This is a genomic window from Rhizobium sp. WYCCWR 11146 (assembly GCF_013591995.1).
Classification (GTDB): domain Bacteria; phylum Pseudomonadota; class Alphaproteobacteria; order Rhizobiales; family Rhizobiaceae; genus Rhizobium; species Rhizobium indicum.
This window is the reverse complement of record NZ_JACCEY010000011.1, coordinates 224,156-245,666: the sequence shown is the minus strand read 5'-3', so window position 1 is coordinate 245,666 and position 21,511 is coordinate 224,156. Positions and strand designations below refer to the sequence as shown.

Genomic DNA, 21,511 nt, shown 5'->3' with positions numbered 1-21,511 from the left:
TGATAGGTGAGCATGCAGACCAAACGCCCATCGATGCTTTTCCGGTACGGGGAGAGACATGTTCAGCGAGATTTCAGGGGACCTGCCGGATGTGCTGGGCGATTTCACGCCTGGGGCGGTCGGCTCCGATCGCCCCAGATGGAACTCCGTGCCGCAGGCGGTACGGGAGCTGGTCATTGGCGAGGCCGAAGAGACGCTTGCGCGCGCCTGGCCGTTGATTACGGCTTCGGATTACCGGGAATACACCGCGACGGGCAACCGCGCGCGCTTCGAGGAGCTTTATTTCACGCGGCGCCGGATGCTCAACAATCTGGTGCTCGGCGAACTCGTTGAAGGCAAGGCGCGGTTCCTGCCGAAGATCGTCGACGGCATCTTCCTGATTGCGGAGGAGAGCGGCTGGCAGCTTCCGGCGCATAACGCCTATGAACGAAGCGGCGCGCGCCTGCCGCTTCCCGACAATTTGCAGCCTGTCGTCGATCTCTTCGCCGCCGAAACAGCCGCCCTGCTTGCCACCGTCGTCGCATTGTTTCGCGACGAGCTCGACGGCATCAGCCCCGAGATTACGGCACGCGTGGAGCGCGAGATCGAGATCCGAATCCTCTCGCCCTATCTCGGCCGGCATTTCTGGTGGATGGGCCGCGGCGAGGAGCGGATGAACAACTGGACGGCATGGATAAGCCAGAACGTCCTGTTGACGGTCTTCTCCCTGAAAACAGATCAGCCCACGCGTCACGCCGTCGTCAAAAAGGCGCTCGGCAGCCTCGACGCCTTCCTGAAGGACTATGCCGAGGACGGCGCCTGCGAGGAGGGCGTGCTCTATTACCGCCACGCCGCGCTCTGCCTTCATGGTGCGTTGACCATCCTGGACGCCGTGTCGCCCGGCCTGTTCGCCGGGGTCTGGCAGCAGCCGAAGATCCGCAACATGGCCGAATACATCGCCCATATGCATGTGGCCGACCGCTATTATTTCAACTTCGCGGATTCCTCCGCGGTGGTCGACCCCTGTAGCGCGAGGGAATACCTGTTCGGACAGGCGGTCGGCTCTGAGATGCTGGCTGAGTTCGCTGCGTCCGACAGAGCCGCTTCCGACAATCCGCACCTGCCTGGGGAATGGAACCTCTGGTATCGCGTGCAGGAGCTGCTGGCCGGCCCGATGCTTCCCGCTGCCGCCCCGCCGCATCCTGCATCCCAGCGCGATATCTTCTATCCCGGCATCGGCCTGTTCATCGCCCGCGACGAGCAGTTTTCGCTTGCGGTCAAGGGCGGCAACAACGGCGAGGGCCACAACCACAACGATGTCGGCAGCGTGACGCTTTACAAGAACGGACGTCCGTTCCTGATCGATGTCGGCGTCGAGACCTATACCGCAAAAACCTTTTCGGCGCGGCGCTACGAGATATGGACGATGCAGTCGGCGTTCCACAACCTGCCGACATTTGCAGGCGTCATGCAGTTGGCTGGCGAAGCTTTTGGCGCGCGCGATGTCGAGGTCGGGTTCGACGAAGGGAGCGCGCGCATATCGCTCGATATTTCAGACGCCTATCCCCCCGAAGCGCAGTTGCACAGCTATTGGCGCGTCGTTTCCCTGCTGCGCGGCCGCCATGTCGAGATCGTCGACACCTATGACGGCGGCAAGCCGGCGGTCCTGTCGCTGATGACATGCCTGGCGCCGACCGTCAGCCCGGACAGGATCGACCTGGCCGACCTCGGCAGCATTTTCGTCGAGGGCGCCGGCGAGATCGAAATCGACGAGATCGGCGTGGACGACGCCCGGCTGAGATCGGCATGGCCCGAGAAAATCTATCGGCTGCGCGTGCCGTTTGCCGGCAGGCTGCTGAGATTGCAGATCGTCTAGAACAGGATGATTTTAGGCCGCGTCGGCCCAAAATTTGAATCCTGTTCTAAATTAAAGAGTTAGAGCATGACGTCGTCCGAAAATCGCTCACACTTTTCGGCATCATACTCTGGGGAGGGCGAGCATGGAATTGACGCTGAAGATCGTGGATGCCGATGGGGCGGTGCTGGCGAGTTCCACAGGCCGGGACGAGACGTTCCTGGTCTATCGCCATAGCTATCGCGAAGGCGATCGCGTGATCGTGGAGGTCTCCGAGCCCGGGCATGTCTTCCTTTCCCTTGATGGCGCGATCCAACCCGGCCTGGTCTATATGAAAGAATGCGCCTATTCGCTCGCCGTGCCCTTCGGTGACAAGCGCAAGCCCTATTCGCCGAATGCCTTCAGGGGCGATATCCACCGGCTTTCAGCGCGAAGCACACGGCCGGGCGAGATCATTCACCGGCGCAATCTCGCCCTGAACCCCTGGGACGATCACGCCAATCGGGCTCTGTTTCCGCATGCACGCGCCAATGTCGAGACCCGGGGCGAAGCGGTCTTTGCGGCGCGCAACGCAATCGACGGCGAAAAGGCCAACGATGATCACGGCTTCTGGCCCTATACGAGCTGGGGCATCAATCGCGATCCGCAAGCAGCACTGACGGTGGAATTCGGCAGGCCGGTCAGGATCGACGAGATCGTTTTCTATCTTCGGGCTGACTTCCCCCATGATTCCTGGTGGGAAGAGGCCAGCATCACCTTCTCGAACGGTAAGACCTCCTGTTTTCCGCTGGTGAAATCGGGCACCGCCCAGGGCTTTCCCATAGAGCCCTGCATCATCGAATGGGTGGAACTGCACGGTCTGATCAAGGCCGAAGACGCCTCGCCCTATCCGGCGCTGACCCAGATCGAAATCTGGGGAACCGAGGCGCCGGAGACCGGGACGTCGCGGTTGCGGTCGACGACAATTGCGGAGGCGCCGACGGGAGCGCTTGGTGACGACGTTTAGGGCGATCGTATGCGATAGCATCTCTTTCTGCTTCGGTCGGGAATAGAGGCCAAGCAACAGCTGTGGAAAGCGTGTCACGCTTCCGCCGGGCCGCCTGCCCATGCTAAGGAGGTCGGATGCGACTGCTTGTGGTGGAGGACAACAAGGATCTGGCGGCCTGGCTGGGGAAAGCCCTGCGACAGGCGCAATACGCTATCGACATTGCCCATGATGGCGAGGACGCGGAGCATATGCTCAAGGTGGCGGAGTATTCGGCGATGATCCTCGACCTGGCGCTACCCAAGCTTGACGGATTGACGCTGTTGAAGCGATTGCGGCAGTCCGGAAACAAGCTGCCGGTCATCATCCTGACCGCGAATGCGAGCCTGGATGGCCGTGTTGCAGGACTTGACAGCGGCGCCGACGACTATCTCGCCAAACCCTTCGAAATCGCCGAGCTCGAAGCGAGGATTCGTGCAGTGGTCCGCCGCGGCCAGGACCGGGCATCATCCGAGATTACCGTCGGCAACCTGCGTTTCTCCGGCGGGACGCGGCAGTTTTTCGTCGCAGGCGAGCTGCTGCAACTGACGCCGCGCGAATATGCCGTGCTTGAGCAACTTGTCATGAAGCTTGGCAACACAGTCTCGAAATCCGCCCTTTCTGAAAGCGTGTTCGGTTTCGACGACGAGGCGGATCCGAGCGCCATCGAAATCTATGTCCACAGGCTGCGAAAGAAGCTCGAGAGCAGTTCGGTTCAAATTGCCACGTTGCGCGGACTTGGTTATCTCCTCAGACATGTCCAGTAGCCTCGTCACAAAGGTGGGCGCGACGATCGCGCGGCTCAGCCAGAGCCTGAGGGTGCAGCTGCTCTGCTGGGTGCTGCTGACCCTCTTCGGGGCGATCGGCTTCAATCTTTACGACAGCTTCTGGACGGCTGATGCCACAGCAAAGCTGGTGACGGATCGAACACTTCTGGCGTCGGCGCGCGTCATTGCCGAAGCCGTGCGCGTTGACGAGGGCGGCAATGTTCAGGTGGACGTGCCGCCTGCCGCGCTGGAGATGTTCGATACGGGCTTCGGCGACCGGGTATCTTATCAGGTGATCACCGTGTGGGGCAGTCTGGTCAGCGGCTTTCCCGACCTGCCGTTGCCGGCCGTCCAGCACACCGGTGAGGATCGCGCGTTCCGCGGTGCCGATGTCCGCGTCATGATGCTCGACCATCCCGTCGTCGGCCTTCCCGATGACGGCACGATCTCCGTGACCGTCGCCGTTACGCATAACAGCCAGTACGCGATGCGAAGGCAATTGTGGCTCTCAGACTTTTCGAAGCAGTTCGTGCTTGTCTTCGTCGCAAGCCTGGTGACCATCCTCGGCCTTCAGCGGGGCCTGGCGCCTGCGCTGAGACTGCGGGACGCCCTGCGCCAGCGCGGGCGCAACCGTCTCGATCCGCTGCCGCCGGAGATGGTGCAGAGCGAGCTGCAGCCACTCGTTCACGCCCTTAACGACCACATGGAGCGCGTCCAGAACCAGATGGCCGCACAGCGACGGTTTGTATCGAATGCCGCGCATCAACTCAGAACGCCGCTCGCGCTGATTTCGACGCAGGCGAGCGTGGCGGCCCGCGAAGCCGATGCGGCTCGCCGCGACGAGGCGCTTTTCGCCCTTCGCACCAGCACGAAGCAGATTTCGCGTCTTGCCGGCCAGCTCCTCACCTTGTCGCGGGCCGAGCCCGGAAGCCGGCGCCCGCGCAGCGATGCGACCGACCTCAGCAAGGCTGCCCGCGAGATCCTGGAAGCGCATGCCGAAGAGGCGCTCAAGCGCAACATCGACGTCGGCCTGGAAGCCGTCCGCCCGGTCATTGTCGACGGCGACGCGACGATGTTGCGCGAGATGTTGGTCAACCTCATAGACAATGCGATCCGCTATACCCGCCCGAATGGACGGGTGACCGTTGCCGTCGGGCAGGCGGACGGCAACGCCGTGGTCACCGTCGAAGACAACGGGCCGGGTATTCCGAGCGGCGAGCGCGAGCAGGTTTTCGAACGCTTCTACCGGATCATGGGGACCGAAGCCGAGGGGAGCGGTCTGGGGCTTGCGATCGTTCGGGAGGTTGTCGAAGGCGCTGGAGGTTCAGTCTCACTCGAAGATGCGGAAGGCGGTGGGCTCGTCGTGACGGTCCGGCTTCCGCTCACGTAAACCCGAATGCGCACTAATGCTCTTTCCAAGATTGAGAGAGGGCCGGGCATGGCGCCCGGCCTTCTGTTCGATCTGCCTTGGGAGGAGGTCGATTGGATCACTGGGTATCGAGGTGCTGCTGCGGCCGCCATTTCGCCAGGCGGTTCTCGATCAATGTCATGATGTATTCGGCAAAAAGCGTGACGACCATGACGAGGAGGATTGCCGCGAACATGCCGGCCGCATCGAAGGTACCCTTGGCGATCGAGATGAGCTGACCGATCCCAAAGCGGGCGCCGACGAATTCGCCGACGATTGCGCCGATGATCGCGAAACCAAAGGACACGTGCAGGCTGGCGAAGATCCAGCTCATCGCCGAGGGAATGACCACCGTGCGGGTGACCTGCCAGTCCGAGGCGCCGAGAATGCGGGCATTGGCGATCATATTGCGGTCGGCCTCGCGCACACCCTGGAAGGCGTTTGCAAAGACGACGAAGAACACCATGATGAAGGCGAGAGCAACCTTGGAGGGCAGGCCGAGACCCATGATCATGATGAAGATGGGGGCAAGAACGACGCGCGGTATCGAGTTGATCGCCTTGATATAGACGGAGAAGATGTCCGACAGGAAGCGGTTGCGGCCAAGACCGATGCCGACGAAGACGCCGGTGATCGAACCCGCGAAGAAGCCGATCAAGGCCTCCTCCATCGTCACCCATAGATTATACCAGAGCGAACCTTCCGTGGTGCCTTCGGTTGCCCATTCGTAGAGGCGCTGAACGACGCCGCTCGGGCTCGAATAGAAGAACGGATCGATCCATTGCATGTTTGAGGACAGCTCCCACATGCCGATCACGAAGACCAGGATGGCGATCTGCCAAAAGCGCACCAGCGTCTTGCGCCGGCGCATTGCCTTCAGCGCCGATGCCTCGATTTCCGTGTCCGACGTGCCCGGCCGAAACATGGTGGCCGAACCGGCCTCAAGTGTGATGTGTGCCATGATATCCTCCCTCAGGCCGCTTCGCTCGCGCGGCGGTAGCTGGTCTCCACTTCCTCGCGGAGGTCCTCCCAGATCGTCTTGCAATAGTCGATGAAGTTCTGCTCGTAGCGGATTTCCGACACGACGCGTGGACGGGGGAGATCGATCGTGTAGACCGACTTTACCGTCGCGGGGCCGGCGGTAAGCACATAGACCTTGTCGGCAAGCGCGACGGCCTCTTCCAGATCGTGGGTGACGAACACCACCGAGGCCTTTCGCTCCGCCCACAGCTTCAAGAGCTCTTCATGCATGACCGTGCGGGTCTGGACGTCGAGAGCCGAAAACGGCTCGTCCATCAGCAGAATCTCCGGCTCGTTGATGAAGGTCTGTGCCAGTGAGACGCGCTTGCGCATGCCGCCGGAAAGCTGGTGGGGATAGTGATGGACAAACTTCGAAAGGCCGACACGGGCCAACCAGTCGCGTGCGCTCTTTTCCGCTTCAGTGCGCGACTTGCCCCGAAACAGCGGACCGGCCATGACGTTGTCGATCACGTTCTTCCAGGGAAAGAGTGCGTCGGTCTGGAACGCGAAGCCGACACGCGGGTCAATGCCGGTGATCGGACCGCCCATCAACCGGACTTCACCGGCACTCGGGCGTGCGAGACCCGTCACAAGATTGAGCGTCGTCGATTTGCCGCATCCGGTGGGGCCGACGACGGCGACGAACTCTCCGCGGGCGACCGTCATGTTGAAATCGCGCAAGGCCGTAAGGGACTTGCCAGTCGGCGAGACGAAGCGGCGGCTGACATTGATCAGCTCGATCGCCGGGATCTGGTTCTTGTCATTTTGCATGATGATACCTGAGGCGTGCTTTGGGCGCGTGCACGCAATGCCCATGGATCGATCGGGAGGTCGCCTCCGGTTGGGACCGGAAGCGACGCGACGCCTTACTTGACGTTCTTGACGAATTCCGTCGTGTAGGTCTTGGAAAGGTCGATCTGCTTGCCCTTGACGTTCTTGGAGAACTCCGAGAGCACGGCAAGCACGGTCTTCGGACCGTCTTCCGGCATGACGCCATCCGGTGTGAACATGCCCTTGCCGTCGTCGAGAGCCTTGATGTAGCCGTCCTTGTCGCCGACGTAGAAGTCCTTCGGCATCTTGTCCGCGATCTCGGCGGACGAATGCGTGTTGATGTAGCGCAACGTCTTGACGAAGGCGTTGGCGAGCTTCTGTGCCTCTTCCTTGTGCGCGTCGACCCAGGAGGCTTCCATGTAGAGCGAGGCGGCCGGATAGGTGCCGCCGAGCGCCTGACGGGTCGACTCGACCGTACGCATATCGACGAGCACGCTCGCCTCGCCGGTCTTGATCATGCGCGAGATCGTCGGCTCGGTCGTCATGCCGGCCTGGATCTGATCCTGTTGCATGGCAGCGATGAAGGTGCCGCCGGCGCCGACCGGAACCGTCACGACGTCGCCGGGCTTCAGCCCGGCCTTCGAGGCCATGAAGAGGGTCAGGAAGTTGGTGGACGAGCCGAGACCGGTGACGCCGAGGGTCTTACCTTTGAAGTCGGCCGGCGATTTGATGTCAGGATGTTTGCTCGAAACCATCTCGACTTCGCCCGGCGCCTGGCTGAACTGGACGATGGATTCGACGAATTTGCCTTTGGCCTGCAGGTCCACACAGTGGTCGTAGAAGCCGACCACGCCCTGGACGGCGCCGGCCAGAAGCTGATTTTCGGCATCGACGCCGGCAGCTTCGTTCAGCAGTTCGACGTCGAGACCCTCGTCCTTGAAATATCCGAGCGATTCGGCAAGCTTGGCGGGCAGATAGATCTGCTTTTCATAACCGCCGACCATGATGGTGATCTTATCGGCCGCATGTGCGGCGCTGGTCGCGAAAGATGCTGCGGCGAGAAGCGTCGAAAAAGCGACGGTGTGAAAAAGGCTGCGTGAAGAACGCATGGAAATCTCCTCCTGTGGTTTGCTAGCATCGTCGTCTCGCCACCTTGACCCGTGTCTCCTCCACGATGCTGCCTCTTCCTATGACGTCGAAGCTTTCAACTAGCTTTCAGTCGCGGATGGGTAAGCAGCCCGTCGAATTCCATCCATGCATCCCTCATCGCGGGAGCAACGGGCGCGTAGTCATTTCTTAAGCCAGATGCGCCGTCCCTTCCATATATGTGTGCCCAGACGGATCTCTTTCCGAGCGCATGCAGCATCAAGCCATCGCGGCAAGCGCTTCAATGTGAAATCTGCGAGACAATATGTCCGCGATCGTCATCGCGATCTGGTGACCGGCGGCGAGCAGTCTATGAACCGACGGGCAGCCTCGACCGCGCCGCGCTCGGCGGGCCGTCATTCAGACGATTCCAGGCGCGGCGGAGCTGCCGCGCCGAGCCAAAGCCGGCGCGCATCGCGACGGCCTCCATGTCCAGCCGTGAACCGGCGAGCATCTCGCGGGCAAGAGCCACGCGCATAAGGTTGACGAAATCCGTAACGCTCATGCCTGTCTGCTCGTTGAACAGCCGTGAAAGGTTGCGCGGGCTGGCACCGCTGAGGTGCGCAAGCGACGTCACCGACCAGTCGTGAGAGGGGTTGGCGACCACCGCATCCTGCGCGCGGTGAATGACCGGGTGAATATGGTTGCGACCTTCAAGCCAGGGCGAAAGCTGCGGATCCGAGCCGCCGCGCCTGAGATAGACGACAAGATATCGCGCCACCGCGAGCGCGCAGGCATGTCCTGCTGCTTCGGCAACGATATGCAGCATGAGGTCTATGCCGGCGGTGATGCCGGCGCTCGTGAGGCGGTCTCCATCCTCGACATAGAGCCGGTTGTCCCGGACGCGCGCGGTGGGTGCGAGTCTCACCAGATCCTCTATGCAGGCATGGTGGGTAGTGCAATCGCGGCCGTCGAGCATGCCTGCCTCGGCAGCGAGCAATGCGCCCGAGCAGATCGAGACCAGACGAATTCCCGGAAGAATGGCGCGCTTCAGCCATGCGACGATGGCAGCTTGGTCGGCGCGCTCCTGTTCGTTCCCTGGGGCGCTGTTTTTCATCGGGGCATCGGCGCTGCCGGCAATGATGACAAGCGCGGTATCGGGCAAGCGTTCCGGCAATGCGGCGACTCCCGTAACGGCAAGGCCGATCGAACTGCCGACCGTCGCCGATGGGCCGATATAGGCGACGGTAAAGCGCACTGTGCGCTGTTCGAGGTTCGCCTTGCGCAGCACTTCGATCGGGCCGGCCACGTCGAGCAGCAGCACGCGCGGCGGCACGACGACGAAGACCGGAATATCGAAGGGCTGCGCGGCGTCCGTCATGCGGCGAGCGACTTTCCGCGCCCAGCCAGGGCCTGTTCGACGGTCGCGATCCGAGCGAAACGGCCCGACAGGACCAGTTCGGTCCGGTCCCGGATTTCCTTGGCGTTCCAGGTGCGTCCTGCGGCATCGGTCATCGGGAAGGTCAGGGTCGCTTCGCCGATATAGTCGACTTGATAGCCGAGATCCGAGGCATGGCGGGTCGTGGTCTCGCAGCACTGTTCGGTGCGGATGCCGGAGACGAGGATACGACGGACGCCGTTCTCGGTCAGCCACACGTCGAGACCGGAACCGACCAGGGCGCTATGGCGGTTCTTCCTGAACGTCGCCTTGGGAGCGATCCTGAGCGGGGCGAGTGTGCTGACGAACCCGGATGCTTCCGAAAACGGCCCATTTTCATCGACATGGAAGATCTGGATGATGGGTATTCCATCGGCTTGCGCGCCGTCGATCAGAGCCTGCTGACGATCGATATAGGCGGAAGCGAGGTTTTCATCCCAGTAATCGCGGTGTCTGAAGGACTCTTGAGCGTCGATAACGAGAAGGACAGTATCATGGCCGGACATTTTTTGCTCCATGCAGGTTGATCATGAAGTCATATTCGGCGATTTGAAGACAGGGGAAAATGCGCGCGCCGGACAAATAACGGACAATTCGCGCCAATAGCCACGCTCAGGAGCGGCCTTGCGCCAAGCGCCTCGAGCCACATCCGGCGCCTGCCGGCCGTGCGCACATAATCAGTCCGCTTCCACGCAATTCCGGATCGGATGTCAGCTCGTAAAGCTTCGCAGATCCCTCAGCAAGTTGCGGTACCTGGCCTGGCTTCCGACCAGATGGTCGCGCATGGCGTTGCGGGCGGCCTGCTCGTCCCTGTCCGAGATGGCGACGACGATTGCCTCGTGCTCCCTGTGGATCAGCTTTCGATAGGCGGTCTGTTCGGCCGTCCTCGATTCCGGGACGAGCCTCGACTGCGGGATGATCGCAGAGCCCTGCGATTCCAGGAACTGCCTGAACAGCGGATTGTTCGTGGCTTCGGCGATTGCGGCATGGAGCTCGAGATCCGCATCGCGAATGGATTGATCGCTCTCGATGCATTGGAGGATTTTCCGATGACATTCGAATATCGCTTCCTCCTGTGCCGGCGAGCGGCGCAGGGCCGCTAGGCCCGCCGCCTCGATTTCGACAGGTGTTCTGATCTCGAGGACCTCAAGATCGGAGGCGACGCGGGCTTTGTCGACTTTCCGCGCGGAGAGCGCGGGATCGGCACCGAGCACGAAAATCCCCGCTCCCTGGCGCACCTCGACAAGCCCGTCGGAGCGAAGTGCGGCCACCGCCTCGCGCACGACGGTGCGGCTGACGCTGTGCGTTTCGGTCAGCTCGTGTTCGCTCGGAAGCTTGTCGCCGGCGGAATACTGGCCGCTCAATATGGCTTGCCGGAGGCTTTCGCCAACCTGTGAGACCAGCGACCCGGAGCCTTTGCTGCGATCCTTCACCTGCATAGCCACGCTTGACCCCCGCATCGGCCTTGATTCGAATGCCGTTCAAACGCGCGGCATTGCGAAATTCACGATTCATCACACATGTATGACAAATTTTGCCGCCTTTCAATGGATAAGGGCCGACGAGAGAAAATCCGGCACTGCGCTTACATCTCTCGACGCCGGTTTGGCATATGCGTGAGGACCGGTGGAAGCACTCACAACCGCCTGGTCGATTCTCCGCGTACGAATCTCGGCGTCAGGATGAAATCTTCAGGCGGCGCGGCGGCGCCCTCGGGGCTTGCTATTCTTGCCAGGAGGCGTTGTGCCGCCAATTCCCCGAGCTTCTGCGCATCCTGCACCACCATGGTGATGCGAGGCGTGATGACATTGCTCCAGGGCACGTCGTCGACCATCGCCAGCGACACGTCGTCAGGGCAGCGGAAGCCCATCTCCTGCATGACCTGAAGTGCTGCTAGGCCGGTCATGTTGTTGGCGCCGATGATGGCGGTCGGCCGGTCGCGGCGGGTCAAGAGGCGCATCGCCTGTGCATGGCCGCCAGTCCGGGTGTAGCCGCCTTCGACCACCAGCGAAGGATCGATGTCCACACCGGCGCCGGCCATCGTGTTCATGAAACCCTTCAGGCGCTCGTCGGCAGTGTGCAGGCCGCTCGGCCCGGAGATGAAACCGATGCGCCTGTGGCCGAGCTGCAGCAGATGTTCGGTCAGGATGGTGGTGGTAAGCGGGTTGTCGGAACCGACAAAATCGCGTTCCGCCCCTTCCACCTTCTGGTCGAACATCACGATCGGGGTTTTGAAGTCGCGCAGGAACGTGGCGTACTCCTCGCCGTGCCCGTTTGCCGCCAGCGCAATTCCGGCGATCTTCTGCGCTTCCAGCCGCTCCAGCAGCGCCCGTTCGAGATCGGCCCTGCCGGAGGAGTCGGCGATCAGGACGAAATAACCGTGGTCGAGCGCCTGGTGCTCGATCTCTCGACGGATGTCGCCGAAGAACATGTTGCCGAGATTGGCCGAAACGAAACCGATCAACGAGCTGCGTCCGCGCGCCAGCGTCTGGGCCACCGGGTCGATGCGGTAACCGGTCGATTTTATCGCCTGCTGGATGCGGTCGAGCGTCTCGACGCCGACCCGCTTCGGGCTGTTGAGCGCGAGCGAGACGGTCGAGATGGAAACCCCCGCAAGGCGCGCTACGTCTCGTATCGTGGTCATGTCTGTCGAACCGGTTCTAATGCCTTGTTATGTCCGATTTTATTGGTCGGCGCAACAATTATGCTTCAAATCAGTTGTTTTGCGGGGCTTGCCTTTCTGATCTGGTGATCGCGAATTTCGGCTTGACAGACATCGGATCAGGCGAGATGATCATTTACCGAACCGGTTCGATATGATGTTGAGCCGGAAAACAGGGAGGAGAAACCTGTGACGAGTTCGGAACGCCAGCCGGAAAATCCGGCATCGGGAGGGGCGGAGAAACACGCCTGGTTCAGCCAGGATCGCCTGGGCATGTTCATCCATTGGGGCCTCTATGCCTTGGGAGCCCGCCACGAGTGGTTGAAGAACCGCGAAGAACTGACCGACGACCACTACCAGCGCTATTTCGACAATTTCGATCCCGATCTCTACGATCCCAAGGAGTGGGCCCGCCGGGCGCGTCTTGCCGGCATGAAATATGTCGTGGTGACGACCAAGCATCATGAGGGTTTCTGCCTGTGGGACAGCAAGGTGACGGACTACAAGGCGCCGAACACGCCCTGCGGCAAAGATCTGCTCACGCCGCTGGTCGAAGCCTTCCGCGCCGAAGGGCTGAAGATCGGCTTCTACTATTCGTTGCTTGACTGGCACCATCCCGATTTCCCGATCGACGTTCACCATCCGCTGCGCAACCATCCCGACGCCAAGGCCCTGAATGCCGGCCGTAACATCGCCAACTACGCGGCCTATATGCGCGAACAGGTGAGCGAGCTTCTGACCGGCTTCGGCCGCATCGACATCATCTGGTTCGATTTCAGCTATCCCGGGCGCGAATATCGCGGCCTGCCCGGCAAGGGGCGCGCCGATTGGGAGAGCGAGCGGCTGGTCGAGCTGGTGCGCGAGCTGCAGCCCGGCATCATCGTCAACAACCGCCTCGATCTGCCGCCCGGCACCCTGCCTGACGTGACAACGCCGGAGCAATATACGCCGCGGGTCGCCCCCGCCATCGCCAGCCAGGGGGTGCTCTGGGAAGCCTGCCATACCTTCAGCGGCTCCTGGGGTTATCACCGCGACGAAGATACTTGGAAAAGCCCGGAACAGATCATCCAGTTGCTGATCGATTCCGTCGCGCTCGGCGGCAACCTGCTGATGAATGTCGGCCCGACCGGCCGGGGCACGCTCGATGCGCGCGCCATCAGCGCGCTCGAGGTCTATCAGAACTGGATGGCCGTCAACGGACGTTCCATCTATGGGGCAGGGCCATCTCGCTATCCGGTGCCTGCCGGCTGCCGTTATACCCAGCGCGGCAACCGCCTTTATCTGCATGTTTACAATTGGCCTTACCGCCACATCCACATCGAAGGTCTCGCCGACAGGATCGCCTATGCGCAGTTCCTGCACGACGCCAGCGAGGTGCACTGGCTGAGCCATGCCAAAGATGTGGATTCCAATATCGGCGTGACGGTGCCGGAAGGCATGATCACGCTCGAACTGCCGGTCCGGCGCCCGGACGTTACCGTGCCGGTGATCGAGATCGTCCTGAAGGCGTGAGTTCGATCGCACTCGCGTGTCCTTTGCGTTCATGGAGGGAGGAGAAACCCATGAAGGTTCTGAAGAAAACGCTTTTGCTTGCCGCTATCGGCAGCAGTCTTTTTGCCACAGCCGCATCGGCCGAGCAGGTCAACCTGACCTGGCAGATGTGGACAGGCTCCGAAACCGACACCAAGAGTTGGCAGCACCTGGCAGAGATGGTGACCGCCAAGTATCCCGATATCAAGGTGACGCTGACGACGACGGGTTGGGTCGACTACTGGACGCGGCTGCCGGTGCTGGCGGCATCGGGACAGCTCGCCGACATCGTTTCCATGCAGTCACTGCGCATGCCGAACTTCTATTCGCTGCTCGAGCCCCTGAATGACCGGATCGAGGCCGATAAGTTCGACGTCGCCGCCTTCACACCCTCGATCATCGGCGGCATGTCCGTCGACAAGCAGCTTTACGGTCTGCCTTATGACGTTGGTCCGTGGGTCATCTATTATAACCAGGACGCGCTCGAAGCCGCCGGCGTTCCGCTACCGAAGCCAGGCTGGACACTTGCCGAGTTCACCGATGCCGCCAAGAAGCTGACGAAGGACGGCAAGTACGGCTTCGGTATCACTCCGACCAACTATTCGGTCCTGGCCGCGGCCTGGGGCGATAAATACGTCAACGACGCCGGCGAGCTTGACTTGACCAGTGCGAGCGCGGTTGCAGCCGCCGAGAGAGTGATCGGTTTCGCCGCCAAGGATAAGATCGCGCCGTTGGTTCCCTCGGGTGGCGCGGATCCCGGTGATGTCGTCCAGGGCCGGTTCAACTCGGGCAATGTCGCCATGTATATCGACGGCCCCTGGTCGATCATCGGCATGAAGGACCAGGCCAAGTTCAAGATCGGCCTCACCACCCTGCCGCGCGACGAAGGCGAACTCTCGGCCGTCACAGCGGGCTCCGGCTTCGGTATTTCCACGTCCAGCAAGAACAAGGATGCGGCCTGGAAGGCCATTCAGGTGCTGACAAGCCCCGAAGCGCTGACCTATCTTGCCGAAGGGGGGCGCGCGTTGCCGGCGCGCACGGTGGCGCAATCCGCCTGGTACAAGGTGGCGGCCAAGGACATCACCAATGGCGGCGAGGCCATCGACTATTCCCTGGCGCACTCCGTGCCCTACGTGATCACCAACAACTGGGCAGCGGTGGAAAACCTCTTCAACCAGTATTTCCCGCCGGCTTTCGCCGGCAGCGCCGATGCCAAGCAGACGATGGAGTCCATCCAGAGCCTCGCGCAGCAATAAAGCGAGCGCGTCCGACAGGACGCGCTAGCGCCCGCCCGCGGCAGGACCTGCCGCGCATGGAGGAAGATATGTCGCAAAGCGCTGTTGCCGAAGTTTCCTTGCAGCCCGGTCGGCCCCGGCGCTTCCTGAAGCCGGAGACGCAGACAGCCATGCTGTTCCTGCTGCCGAGCTTCCTCGGCTTCATGGTCTTCATGGCCTTGCCGATCGTGGCGTCGCTGGCGCTCAGCTTTACCAACTGGCAGCTGATCTCGACGCCGTCCTTCGTCGGCTTTCAGAATTATATCAGGCTCTTCACCGTTGATCCGGCCTTCTACACCATATTGCGCAACACGCTGTTCTTCGCCGTCGAGTATCTGGCGCTGAACCTCGTCATCTCGTTGACGCTGGCGGTCTGGATATCGAGCCTGAAGCGCGGCAAGGCGATCTTCCGGGTAATCTTCTTCCTGCCGACCTTCACGCCCACCATCGCGGCGTCGGTGGTGTGGCTGCTCATCTTCACACCGGACGGGCTGGCCGACACCATCATCCGCGCGCTCGGCCTCGGCTTGCCGAATTTCCTGCTGAGCTCGAGCTGGGCCATGCAGGCGATCGTGCTCGTCACCCTGTGGGCGAATGTCGGCTACAACGTCGTGATGTTCAACGCCGCGCTCGACCTTGTGCCGAAGCATTATCTCGAGGCGGCGACGATCGACGGCGCCAATGCCTGGCAGCGCTTCTGGCGCATCCGCCTGCCGCTCATATCGCCGACCATCTTCTTCGGCACCGTGATGACGGCCATCACCTCGCTGCAGATCTTCGACGAGATCTTTGCGATGACGCGCGGCGGGCCGGGCTCGGCGACGGCCACGCTTGGCTTTGCCATCTACCAGAAGGGCTTCACCAATTTCCAGATGGGCTATGCCTCGGCTCTCGCCTGGGTGATGTTCGTCATGATCATGGCGCTCACCATCCTGCAGTTCCACATGCAGCGCAAATGGGTGCATTATGACGACTGATCTGACCTCACGGCATCCGCATTCCGTGTCCCAGCATCGTCACCGCCTATTGCGGCGCATCGGCTCCTTGGCCAGTTACACGGGGCTTTCGCTGATCGCGTTGCTTTTCCTCTTCCCGTTCTTTTGGATGGTGTCGAACGCGGTGCGCTCCAATGCCGAGGTGATGGCCGTGCCGGTCCGCATCTTCCCCGAGGAATATCATTGGGGAACATTCGTCGAAGCCGTGGTTTCCTTGCCGTTCGGAACCTTCCTGTTGAATTCCTTCGTGGTCGCCTGCGGCGTTACGGCGATCGTGATTGCGGTCTCCTGCCTGTCTGCCTACGCTTTTGCTCGGCTGAAATTTCCCGGCCGGGAGGGTCTGCTGCTCACCTATCTCACCACGCTGATGATCCCGCAGGTCATGCTGGTCATTCCGCTCTTCCTCATCGTCAGCAAGTTCGGCTGGATCAACACCTATCACGGCATGATCCTGCCGGTCGCTTTCAGCTCTTTCGGCACCTTTCTGCTGCGGCAGTTCATCCTCGGTATTCCCAAGGATCTCGACGAGGCGGCGATGATGGACGGGGCTTCGCGCCTGCGCATCCTGGTTACGGTCATCATTCCGCTTGCCATGCCGGCCATCGGCCTGCTGGCGCTATTCACCTTCATCGCACAATGGAAGAGTTTCCTCTGGCCGCTGATCGCCACCAGCGGCGTCGAAATGGCCACGCTGCCGCTCGGGCTCACCCTGTTCCAGACACAGCAGGGAACCGCCTGGAACTACATCATGGCCGGCGCGACGATCTCCATGGTGCCCGGCGTCATCCTGGCCATCGTGCTGCAGAGGGTGATTTACAAGGGCATTACCGTCAGCTCCGGCTTCGGTGGGCGCTAATATTCATAAGAACAAGATTTAAGTCCATCGCATCAAGTTTGGTGTGATGTCCTTCAAGTTCGGTGGATTTGCGCCGAAGAAGGCGAACTGCGCAGCGGGATTCACGAAAACGGCCACGCTTGCATCCATCGCCTTGGCGATATCGATCTCTGCTGCCAATGCCCAGACGATCGGCGCCGGCGGAGCGCGCGTAATTATTTCCGCCGACCATTTCGCACCATGCGACCACTCGCTCTTCAGCACTAACGAGATTAGATTTGAATGGAAGTTGCCACTAGCGGCTCGTGCCAGACGATAGCGTGGAAGATGACCGGCGTTGGAGGCCCGCACATGCGCCTGCCACACCGCGCCATCGTTCGCCAGAAAGACAGGTGGTTCGGCGTCAGTCCATAGCGCTCCACAACCATTTATCGTCAAGCCCGGCCATAAACTCTCCAACACAATCCGCGCCTTGATCTGGTCCCGCCAGTGGCGATGCCCGCCCGTCATGTCCGGCCTTGCTGTTCGGGAGAACCCCCAAAGTAGGCTCCGTGGAGAAACTTATTTCGCTCATCCATAGATAGCCGATCACAGATCAGGGGAGAGACCCGAGGGGAGAACACTGATCGCCGACAGGTCCGCAGCACGTCATCAGGCAAATGGACACAGTCTGGAATCGCCTCTTCCTCTCAAACCCTTTCTTCAATGAGCGGTATAGGCACCGTCTACCAAATAGTGCCCCCCGGTGATGAAACTGGCCTGCTCGGACAAGAGGAAACACACAAGCGTCGCGACCTCTTCCGGTTTTCCACGCCTGCCCATTGGTTGAAGCGATGCCATGCGTCGCGTACTCGCCGCCTCAAGGTGCTCTGACAAAAGTGGCGTTTCGATCCAGCCGGGACCGACGGCATTTATGCGGATACCCAATCTCGCATACTCCATCGCAGCGACTTTCGTCAGCCCAACAACCCCGTGCTTGGCTGCGGTGTATGCCGCCGCGGTGGGTAATCCAACGGACCCGAGAGTGGAAGACAAATTCACGATTGCGCCGCCACCCAGCTTAAGCATCGCGCCAATTTCGGACTTCATACAATAGAAAACGCCGTTGAGATTGACGTTCATCACCCTGTGCCAATTGTCGAGCGGATAATCTGCGACCGCTGCGCGAACCCCATCGATTCCGGCATTATTGACGGCCAGGTCCAAGCCGCCACATGTCTCAACGGTAAAATCGATAAGCTTCTGCACATCTCCACTATCGCTGACATCGACGACAAATTCATGGGCACGGCCCCCATTTGAGCGGATTGCGTAGGCAATCTTGTACGCTGCGTCCGCATCGATATCGGCAGCCACAACCTCAACACCCTCATCAGCGAGTTGTCGAGAAACGGCGGCGCCAATTCCGGAACCTGCGCCCGTTACGATCGCGACTTTTCCTTCCAGGCAAAGCTTCATCGTTTCAGTCCTTGTTGATATGCTAATATTCAATCAGAGGGAGATGGTTGATGCAGGAGGCTTCGCGGATGAACGAATGCGCATGATATTGCGGGGCTTGAGACATTTATCCGCGTGGCAGGCTCATAGTCTGTAGAGGTGGTTGTGGTGTTCAACAAGCGTCTCAATTTTGATTTGACCGGGACTGACTAAATTACTTGGCAGGTAGAAATGGACAAACACCATATCACACGCCGGGGGCTCATGTTGGGTAGCCTAGCGTTGATGCTTTCAGGATGTACTTTGGAGGATCGGCCGCCGCTGGGCTACGCATTTGCTATGGATCCGGATGTCGATCCCCGCTATCGGCGGCAGGAGGTCGCGTATACGGGAAGCGAACCGCCCGGAACCATCGTCGTTGATACAGGGAGGCGCTACCTTTACTTCGTGGAGGCGGATGGCCAGGCCACACGCTATGGTGTTGCCGTCGGACAGGAAGGACTGAGTTTCAAGGGCGAGGCCACCATCGGTCGCAAGGCAGAGTGGCCTTCGTGGAAGCCCACCGACGACATGATTCAGCGCAAGCCCCGGCTGGCGAAATATGCCGACGGCGTACCGGGAGGGCCGCTCAACCCTCTCGGCGCAGCGGCCCTTTATCTCTACCAAGACGGACAAGATACCATGTTCCGGTTGCATGGAACGAATGCTCCCTGGTCGATAGGCCATGCGGTATCAAGCGGGTGCGTTCGCTTGACGAATGCGAACATTGTCGACCTTTACTCTCGTGCTCTTGTGGGCACGCGCGTAGTCGTCATCTGATGCCATTTACCATTTGAAATCGCAGGGTTGGTCATATCGATAGGTATCTGCTAATGTAGGAATGTTGCACGTTGCATCATTTCTGCACTATCTAAAGTGCTATTGTCGCTAAACTTTGAGGTGTAGCCGTCGAAAAGCTATCCCATGATGAGGAGAGGACTTCATGATGAGCAGAATTTTAGTTGTGATCGTCGCGATGTTTGCGGTGGCCAATCTGAGCGCTTGCGGTTCGATGGGCAAGGGGAAGGCCCCACCGCCGGCAGAAGCAGTCTACAAGTAGCATATGGCGTTTGTTCTGAGGAAGGGTCGAGCAGGCCCTTCCTCTTCCTAACAGCATAAACCGCCAGGCTTGCCTTCGTTCGCGATTCACGGCGCAAAAGTGGCGTATCCGCTGACTTCGGGCTCGCGGTTGTAGGGCTTGCATATGGAGCATAGTGATGGCGCTTGGAAGAGGCGGTGTGTCGCTAGTTGTCATGTTGGCGGTCATGGCATCTTCATGCCAGACAGAAGACAAAAGGCCTCTACCGCATTATACGTCGAATGGCAGAGGCGTAGCTCCAACCAATGCGGCTGAAAACAAAGCAAATCGGTATTTCATCGAATTCCGCTCACGCTATGCGCTGACCTACGGCCACACCTACGTCGTTTTTGGGCGGGCGGATAAGAACGGAAATATGATCAATCCCGAAGTCGCCGGACTTGCGCCAGCATCTGACAATGCCGCGCCCTATGTATTAGGCCATTTCATACCCGTTCCGGCCTCGACCGGAGCAACGGATGGTGACCTGGAAGAGCAGTACAGGTCGGCAAGCTGGCGTGTGATGCTGACTGATAATGAATATCGCGACACAGTTGCGTATATACGCAAACTGCAGGCAACCACTCATCTCTGGGAGGCAACGGTTTATAATTGCAACGCCTTCGTGGCGGATATCGCACGGCACATGGGTTATAAGGCGCCCGGCATTTGGCTAAGGCCGCAACAATTCATTGCAACCCTGCGGGAGATGAATACAGGTTGATTGCGTGCGGGCGTTGGCGATCGCGGAAGGCCGATCATAGAAAGGTTCTGGTGACTTGATGTGAATTTATCAGTAGCCGTCGTCGGCGAGATGGTCTGGGTTCTTGGAATTGTGGCATGGTGCATCATTCGATACCCATTTGAGCGTCGCGCGAAGCGAGTGCCGGTCGTCAGCAACCGCCGTACCGGTTCGGAGGCGATCGGGCTTGCTGCAGCTCTCGTCGGGCTTGCGATCGTGCCGGGATTTTACGTCGCGACTGGCATCCCTGAGGTGGCCGACTATACCGCCCATTTGTGGGCCGTCGTGATCGGGACAATACTCTTCTGTGCCGCAATGTGGGTCTTTCGAAGAACCCACAAGCAATTAGGACGAAACTGGTCGATTACGCTGGAGATCCGCCAGCGGCACGAATTGATATGCGCTGGCCCGTACTCCCTTGTCCGCCACCCCATGTACACGTCGTTCCTTCTGATGGGGCTTTCACAAGCGTTTCTGCTGTCGAACTGGGTGGCAGGCATGGCGGGCCTGATCGGCTTCACCGTTCTATTCTTCCTAAGGGTGGACAAGGAAGAACGTATGATGTTGGAAGTTTTCGGCCCGCAATACCAAGCGTATATGGCGAAGACCAAGCGCATCATCCCTTATCTTTACTAGAGGTGGCTAGATGAGAGGCCGAACGATCAAGCTCTCGGCATCGCGACGACTTGTCGGAGATCTGATGAGATTCTCGATCGGGGTGCCACGCGTGACGGTCCAGCGGCAAATGAACCTTCGGCCGCTCCTCGATGCCAGAGACGGACCGGATGCCCGGCCGTCCTGGACTGTGCTTTTCTTGAAGGGATACGCCCTGCTCTCTCAAGAAATTCCCGAATTGCGGCGCGCTTATGTCAAGTTTCCAAGGCCGCAGCTCTATGAATATCCGGCCAGTGTGGCCTCCATTGCCCATGAGCGCGAGCATGACGGAGAGCGGGTCGTTCTGCTGAGCATCATCAAAGGTCCCGAGCAACGCTCCATTTCCCAGCTGGAGACGCTGATCCGCGCAGCAAGGTCACTTCCGGTTCTGGAGATCAAGGAGTTTCGGCGCTCGCTGAAGCTCGCTCGCGCACCTGCCCCTGTGAGGTGGCTGCTCATGTGGCTCGGGCTCAATATCGGGCGGAAGCGTGCGCGTTATTTCGGCACGTTCCAATTGTCTGTCTATTCGGGCCTGGGAGCGGAGTCCCTCAACCCGATCACCCCACTGACCACACTTCTCAACTACGGTCCAATCGGCGAGGATGGATCGGTTGCTGTCCGCATCCACTACGACCACAGGGTCATGGATGGAGCGAATGTCGCTCGGGCGTTAGAACGGTTCGAAAGAATCTTGAACGGCGAGATCGCCGACGAAGTAAAAAGCCTCGCCCAGAGCGGAACCCCTACCATCATGTCGGCGGTAGGGACGTCGAAATGACAGTGCAGGATGAGTTTCGTTTGGCTGTCGTCGTGGTTGGGGCTTCCCGCGGCATTGGACGAGCAATTGCAAAGATTGCGGCACGTGAAGACAATGTCGTCGTGCTCGTCGCGCGTTCGCCTGAAGGCCTCGCCGCTGT

The 21,511-nt window shown here is 60.2% G+C and carries 23 protein-coding genes; 14 read left to right on the top strand and 9 right to left on the bottom strand.

Annotation, left to right across the window (positions count from 1 at the left end):
* Positions 1–58 precede the first annotated feature (58 nt).
* The 4 genes from HX899_RS07675 to HX899_RS07660 all read left to right on the top strand — a co-directional run bounded on the left by HX899_RS07675 (position 59) and on the right by HX899_RS07660 (position 5,015).
* Entirely contained in the window at positions 59–1,855 is a 1,797-nt protein-coding gene (locus HX899_RS07675; RefSeq protein ID WP_181292063.1) for a heparinase II/III family protein, read from the top strand.
* Positions 1,856–1,979: 124 nt separating this feature from the next.
* On the top strand, positions 1,980–2,840 hold the full coding sequence (locus HX899_RS07670; protein WP_181292061.1) for a carbohydrate-binding protein: 861 nt from the start codon (positions 1,980–1,982) through the stop codon (positions 2,838–2,840).
* 116 nt (positions 2,841–2,956) lie between these two features.
* On the top strand, positions 2,957–3,625 hold the full coding sequence (locus tag HX899_RS07665) for a response regulator (protein ID WP_181292060.1): 669 nt from the start codon (positions 2,957–2,959) through the stop codon (positions 3,623–3,625).
* A complete protein-coding gene (locus tag HX899_RS07660) occupies positions 3,615–5,015 on the top strand; it encodes a sensor histidine kinase (RefSeq protein ID WP_181292058.1) in 1,401 nt (466 codons plus the stop codon). Before HX899_RS07665 ends, HX899_RS07660 begins: the two co-directional genes overlap by 11 nt.
* 97 nt (positions 5,016–5,112) lie before the next feature.
* Here HX899_RS07660 and HX899_RS07655 read toward each other — a convergent pair whose 3' ends face one another.
* The 7 genes from HX899_RS07655 to HX899_RS07625 all read right to left on the bottom strand — a co-directional run bounded on the left by HX899_RS07655 (position 5,113) and on the right by HX899_RS07625 (position 11,992).
* Positions 5,113–5,994: an ABC transporter permease gene (locus tag HX899_RS07655; RefSeq protein WP_062942872.1), complete on the bottom strand. Its 882-nt coding sequence runs from the start codon at positions 5,992–5,994 to the stop codon at positions 5,113–5,115.
* Positions 5,995–6,005: 11 nt separating this feature from the next.
* Entirely contained in the window at positions 6,006–6,824 is an 819-nt protein-coding gene (locus HX899_RS07650; protein ID WP_168308330.1) for an ABC transporter ATP-binding protein, read from the bottom strand.
* Positions 6,825–6,919: 95 nt separating this feature from the next.
* A complete protein-coding gene (locus HX899_RS07645; RefSeq protein ID WP_138388736.1) occupies positions 6,920–7,933 on the bottom strand; it encodes an ABC transporter substrate-binding protein in 1,014 nt (337 codons plus the stop codon).
* Between the two features lie 347 nt (positions 7,934–8,280).
* Positions 8,281–9,291, bottom strand: a complete 1,011-nt coding sequence (locus tag HX899_RS07640; RefSeq protein WP_181292056.1) for a GlxA family transcriptional regulator — start codon at positions 9,289–9,291, stop codon at positions 8,281–8,283.
* Entirely contained in the window at positions 9,288–9,866 is a 579-nt protein-coding gene (locus HX899_RS07635) for an isochorismatase family protein (protein WP_172643800.1), read from the bottom strand. The genes HX899_RS07640 and HX899_RS07635 overlap by 4 nt, the downstream gene beginning before the upstream one ends.
* Positions 9,867–10,058: 192 nt before the next feature.
* Positions 10,059–10,787 (bottom strand): FadR/GntR family transcriptional regulator, encoded by a 729-nt coding sequence (locus HX899_RS07630; protein WP_245500368.1) that lies wholly within the window; start codon positions 10,785–10,787, stop codon positions 10,059–10,061.
* 197 nt (positions 10,788–10,984) lie between these two features.
* On the bottom strand, positions 10,985–11,992 hold the full coding sequence (locus tag HX899_RS07625) for a LacI family DNA-binding transcriptional regulator (protein WP_131620193.1): 1,008 nt from the start codon (positions 11,990–11,992) through the stop codon (positions 10,985–10,987).
* Positions 11,993–12,199: 207 nt separating this feature from the next.
* Between HX899_RS07625 and HX899_RS07620 the strand changes: the two genes are divergently transcribed.
* The 4 genes from HX899_RS07620 to HX899_RS07605 all read left to right on the top strand — a co-directional run bounded on the left by HX899_RS07620 (position 12,200) and on the right by HX899_RS07605 (position 16,665).
* Entirely contained in the window at positions 12,200–13,522 is a 1,323-nt protein-coding gene (locus HX899_RS07620) for an alpha-L-fucosidase (protein WP_181292054.1), read from the top strand.
* A gap of 50 nt (positions 13,523–13,572) precedes the next feature.
* Complete coding sequence (locus HX899_RS07615) at positions 13,573–14,796, top strand: sugar ABC transporter substrate-binding protein (protein ID WP_181292052.1); 1,224 nt, start codon at positions 13,573–13,575, stop codon at positions 14,794–14,796.
* Positions 14,797–14,864: 68 nt separating this feature from the next.
* Positions 14,865–15,791 carry a carbohydrate ABC transporter permease gene (locus tag HX899_RS07610; RefSeq protein ID WP_181292050.1) on the top strand — a complete coding sequence of 309 codons (927 nt, stop codon included), beginning with the start codon at positions 14,865–14,867 and terminating at the stop codon, positions 15,789–15,791.
* Positions 15,781–16,665 carry a carbohydrate ABC transporter permease gene (locus HX899_RS07605; RefSeq protein WP_181292048.1) on the top strand — a complete coding sequence of 295 codons (885 nt, stop codon included), beginning with the start codon at positions 15,781–15,783 and terminating at the stop codon, positions 16,663–16,665. Before HX899_RS07610 ends, HX899_RS07605 begins: the two co-directional genes overlap by 11 nt.
* A gap of 18 nt (positions 16,666–16,683) precedes the next feature.
* Here HX899_RS07605 and HX899_RS07600 read toward each other — a convergent pair whose 3' ends face one another.
* Both HX899_RS07600 and HX899_RS07595 read right to left on the bottom strand, forming a co-directional pair.
* Positions 16,684–17,154, bottom strand: coding sequence for a hypothetical protein (locus tag HX899_RS07600; RefSeq protein WP_181292213.1), 471 nt, complete (start codon positions 17,152–17,154; stop codon positions 16,684–16,686).
* 192 nt (positions 17,155–17,346) lie between these two features.
* Positions 17,347–18,102, bottom strand: coding sequence for an SDR family NAD(P)-dependent oxidoreductase (locus HX899_RS07595; RefSeq protein ID WP_138388743.1), 756 nt, complete (start codon positions 18,100–18,102; stop codon positions 17,347–17,349).
* A gap of 210 nt (positions 18,103–18,312) precedes the next feature.
* On the opposite strand from HX899_RS07595, the gene HX899_RS07590 reads away from it, so the two are divergent.
* The 6 genes from HX899_RS07590 to HX899_RS34985 all read left to right on the top strand — a co-directional run.
* Positions 18,313–18,900 (top strand): L,D-transpeptidase, encoded by a 588-nt coding sequence (locus HX899_RS07590; protein ID WP_181292046.1) that lies wholly within the window; start codon positions 18,313–18,315, stop codon positions 18,898–18,900.
* 166 nt (positions 18,901–19,066) lie between these two features.
* Entirely contained in the window at positions 19,067–19,180 is a 114-nt protein-coding gene (locus HX899_RS07585) for an ABC transporter (protein ID WP_138388989.1), read from the top strand.
* 157 nt (positions 19,181–19,337) lie between these two features.
* The gene (locus HX899_RS07580) at positions 19,338–19,922 is read left to right on the top strand and encodes a hypothetical protein (RefSeq protein ID WP_180195575.1); all 585 of its coding nucleotides are present in this window, start codon (positions 19,338–19,340) and stop codon (positions 19,920–19,922) included.
* A 60-nt stretch (positions 19,923–19,982) separates the two neighbouring features.
* The gene (locus tag HX899_RS07575) at positions 19,983–20,576 is read left to right on the top strand and encodes a protein-S-isoprenylcysteine O-methyltransferase (protein WP_246413297.1); all 594 of its coding nucleotides are present in this window, start codon (positions 19,983–19,985) and stop codon (positions 20,574–20,576) included.
* A gap of 10 nt (positions 20,577–20,586) precedes the next feature.
* Complete coding sequence (locus HX899_RS07570) at positions 20,587–21,372, top strand: hypothetical protein (RefSeq protein ID WP_065283165.1); 786 nt, start codon at positions 20,587–20,589, stop codon at positions 21,370–21,372.
* A partial coding sequence (locus tag HX899_RS34985; protein ID WP_246697081.1) for an SDR family NAD(P)-dependent oxidoreductase occupies positions 21,369–21,511 on the top strand: 143 nt, incomplete at its 3' end. The genes HX899_RS07570 and HX899_RS34985, both read left to right, overlap by 4 nt.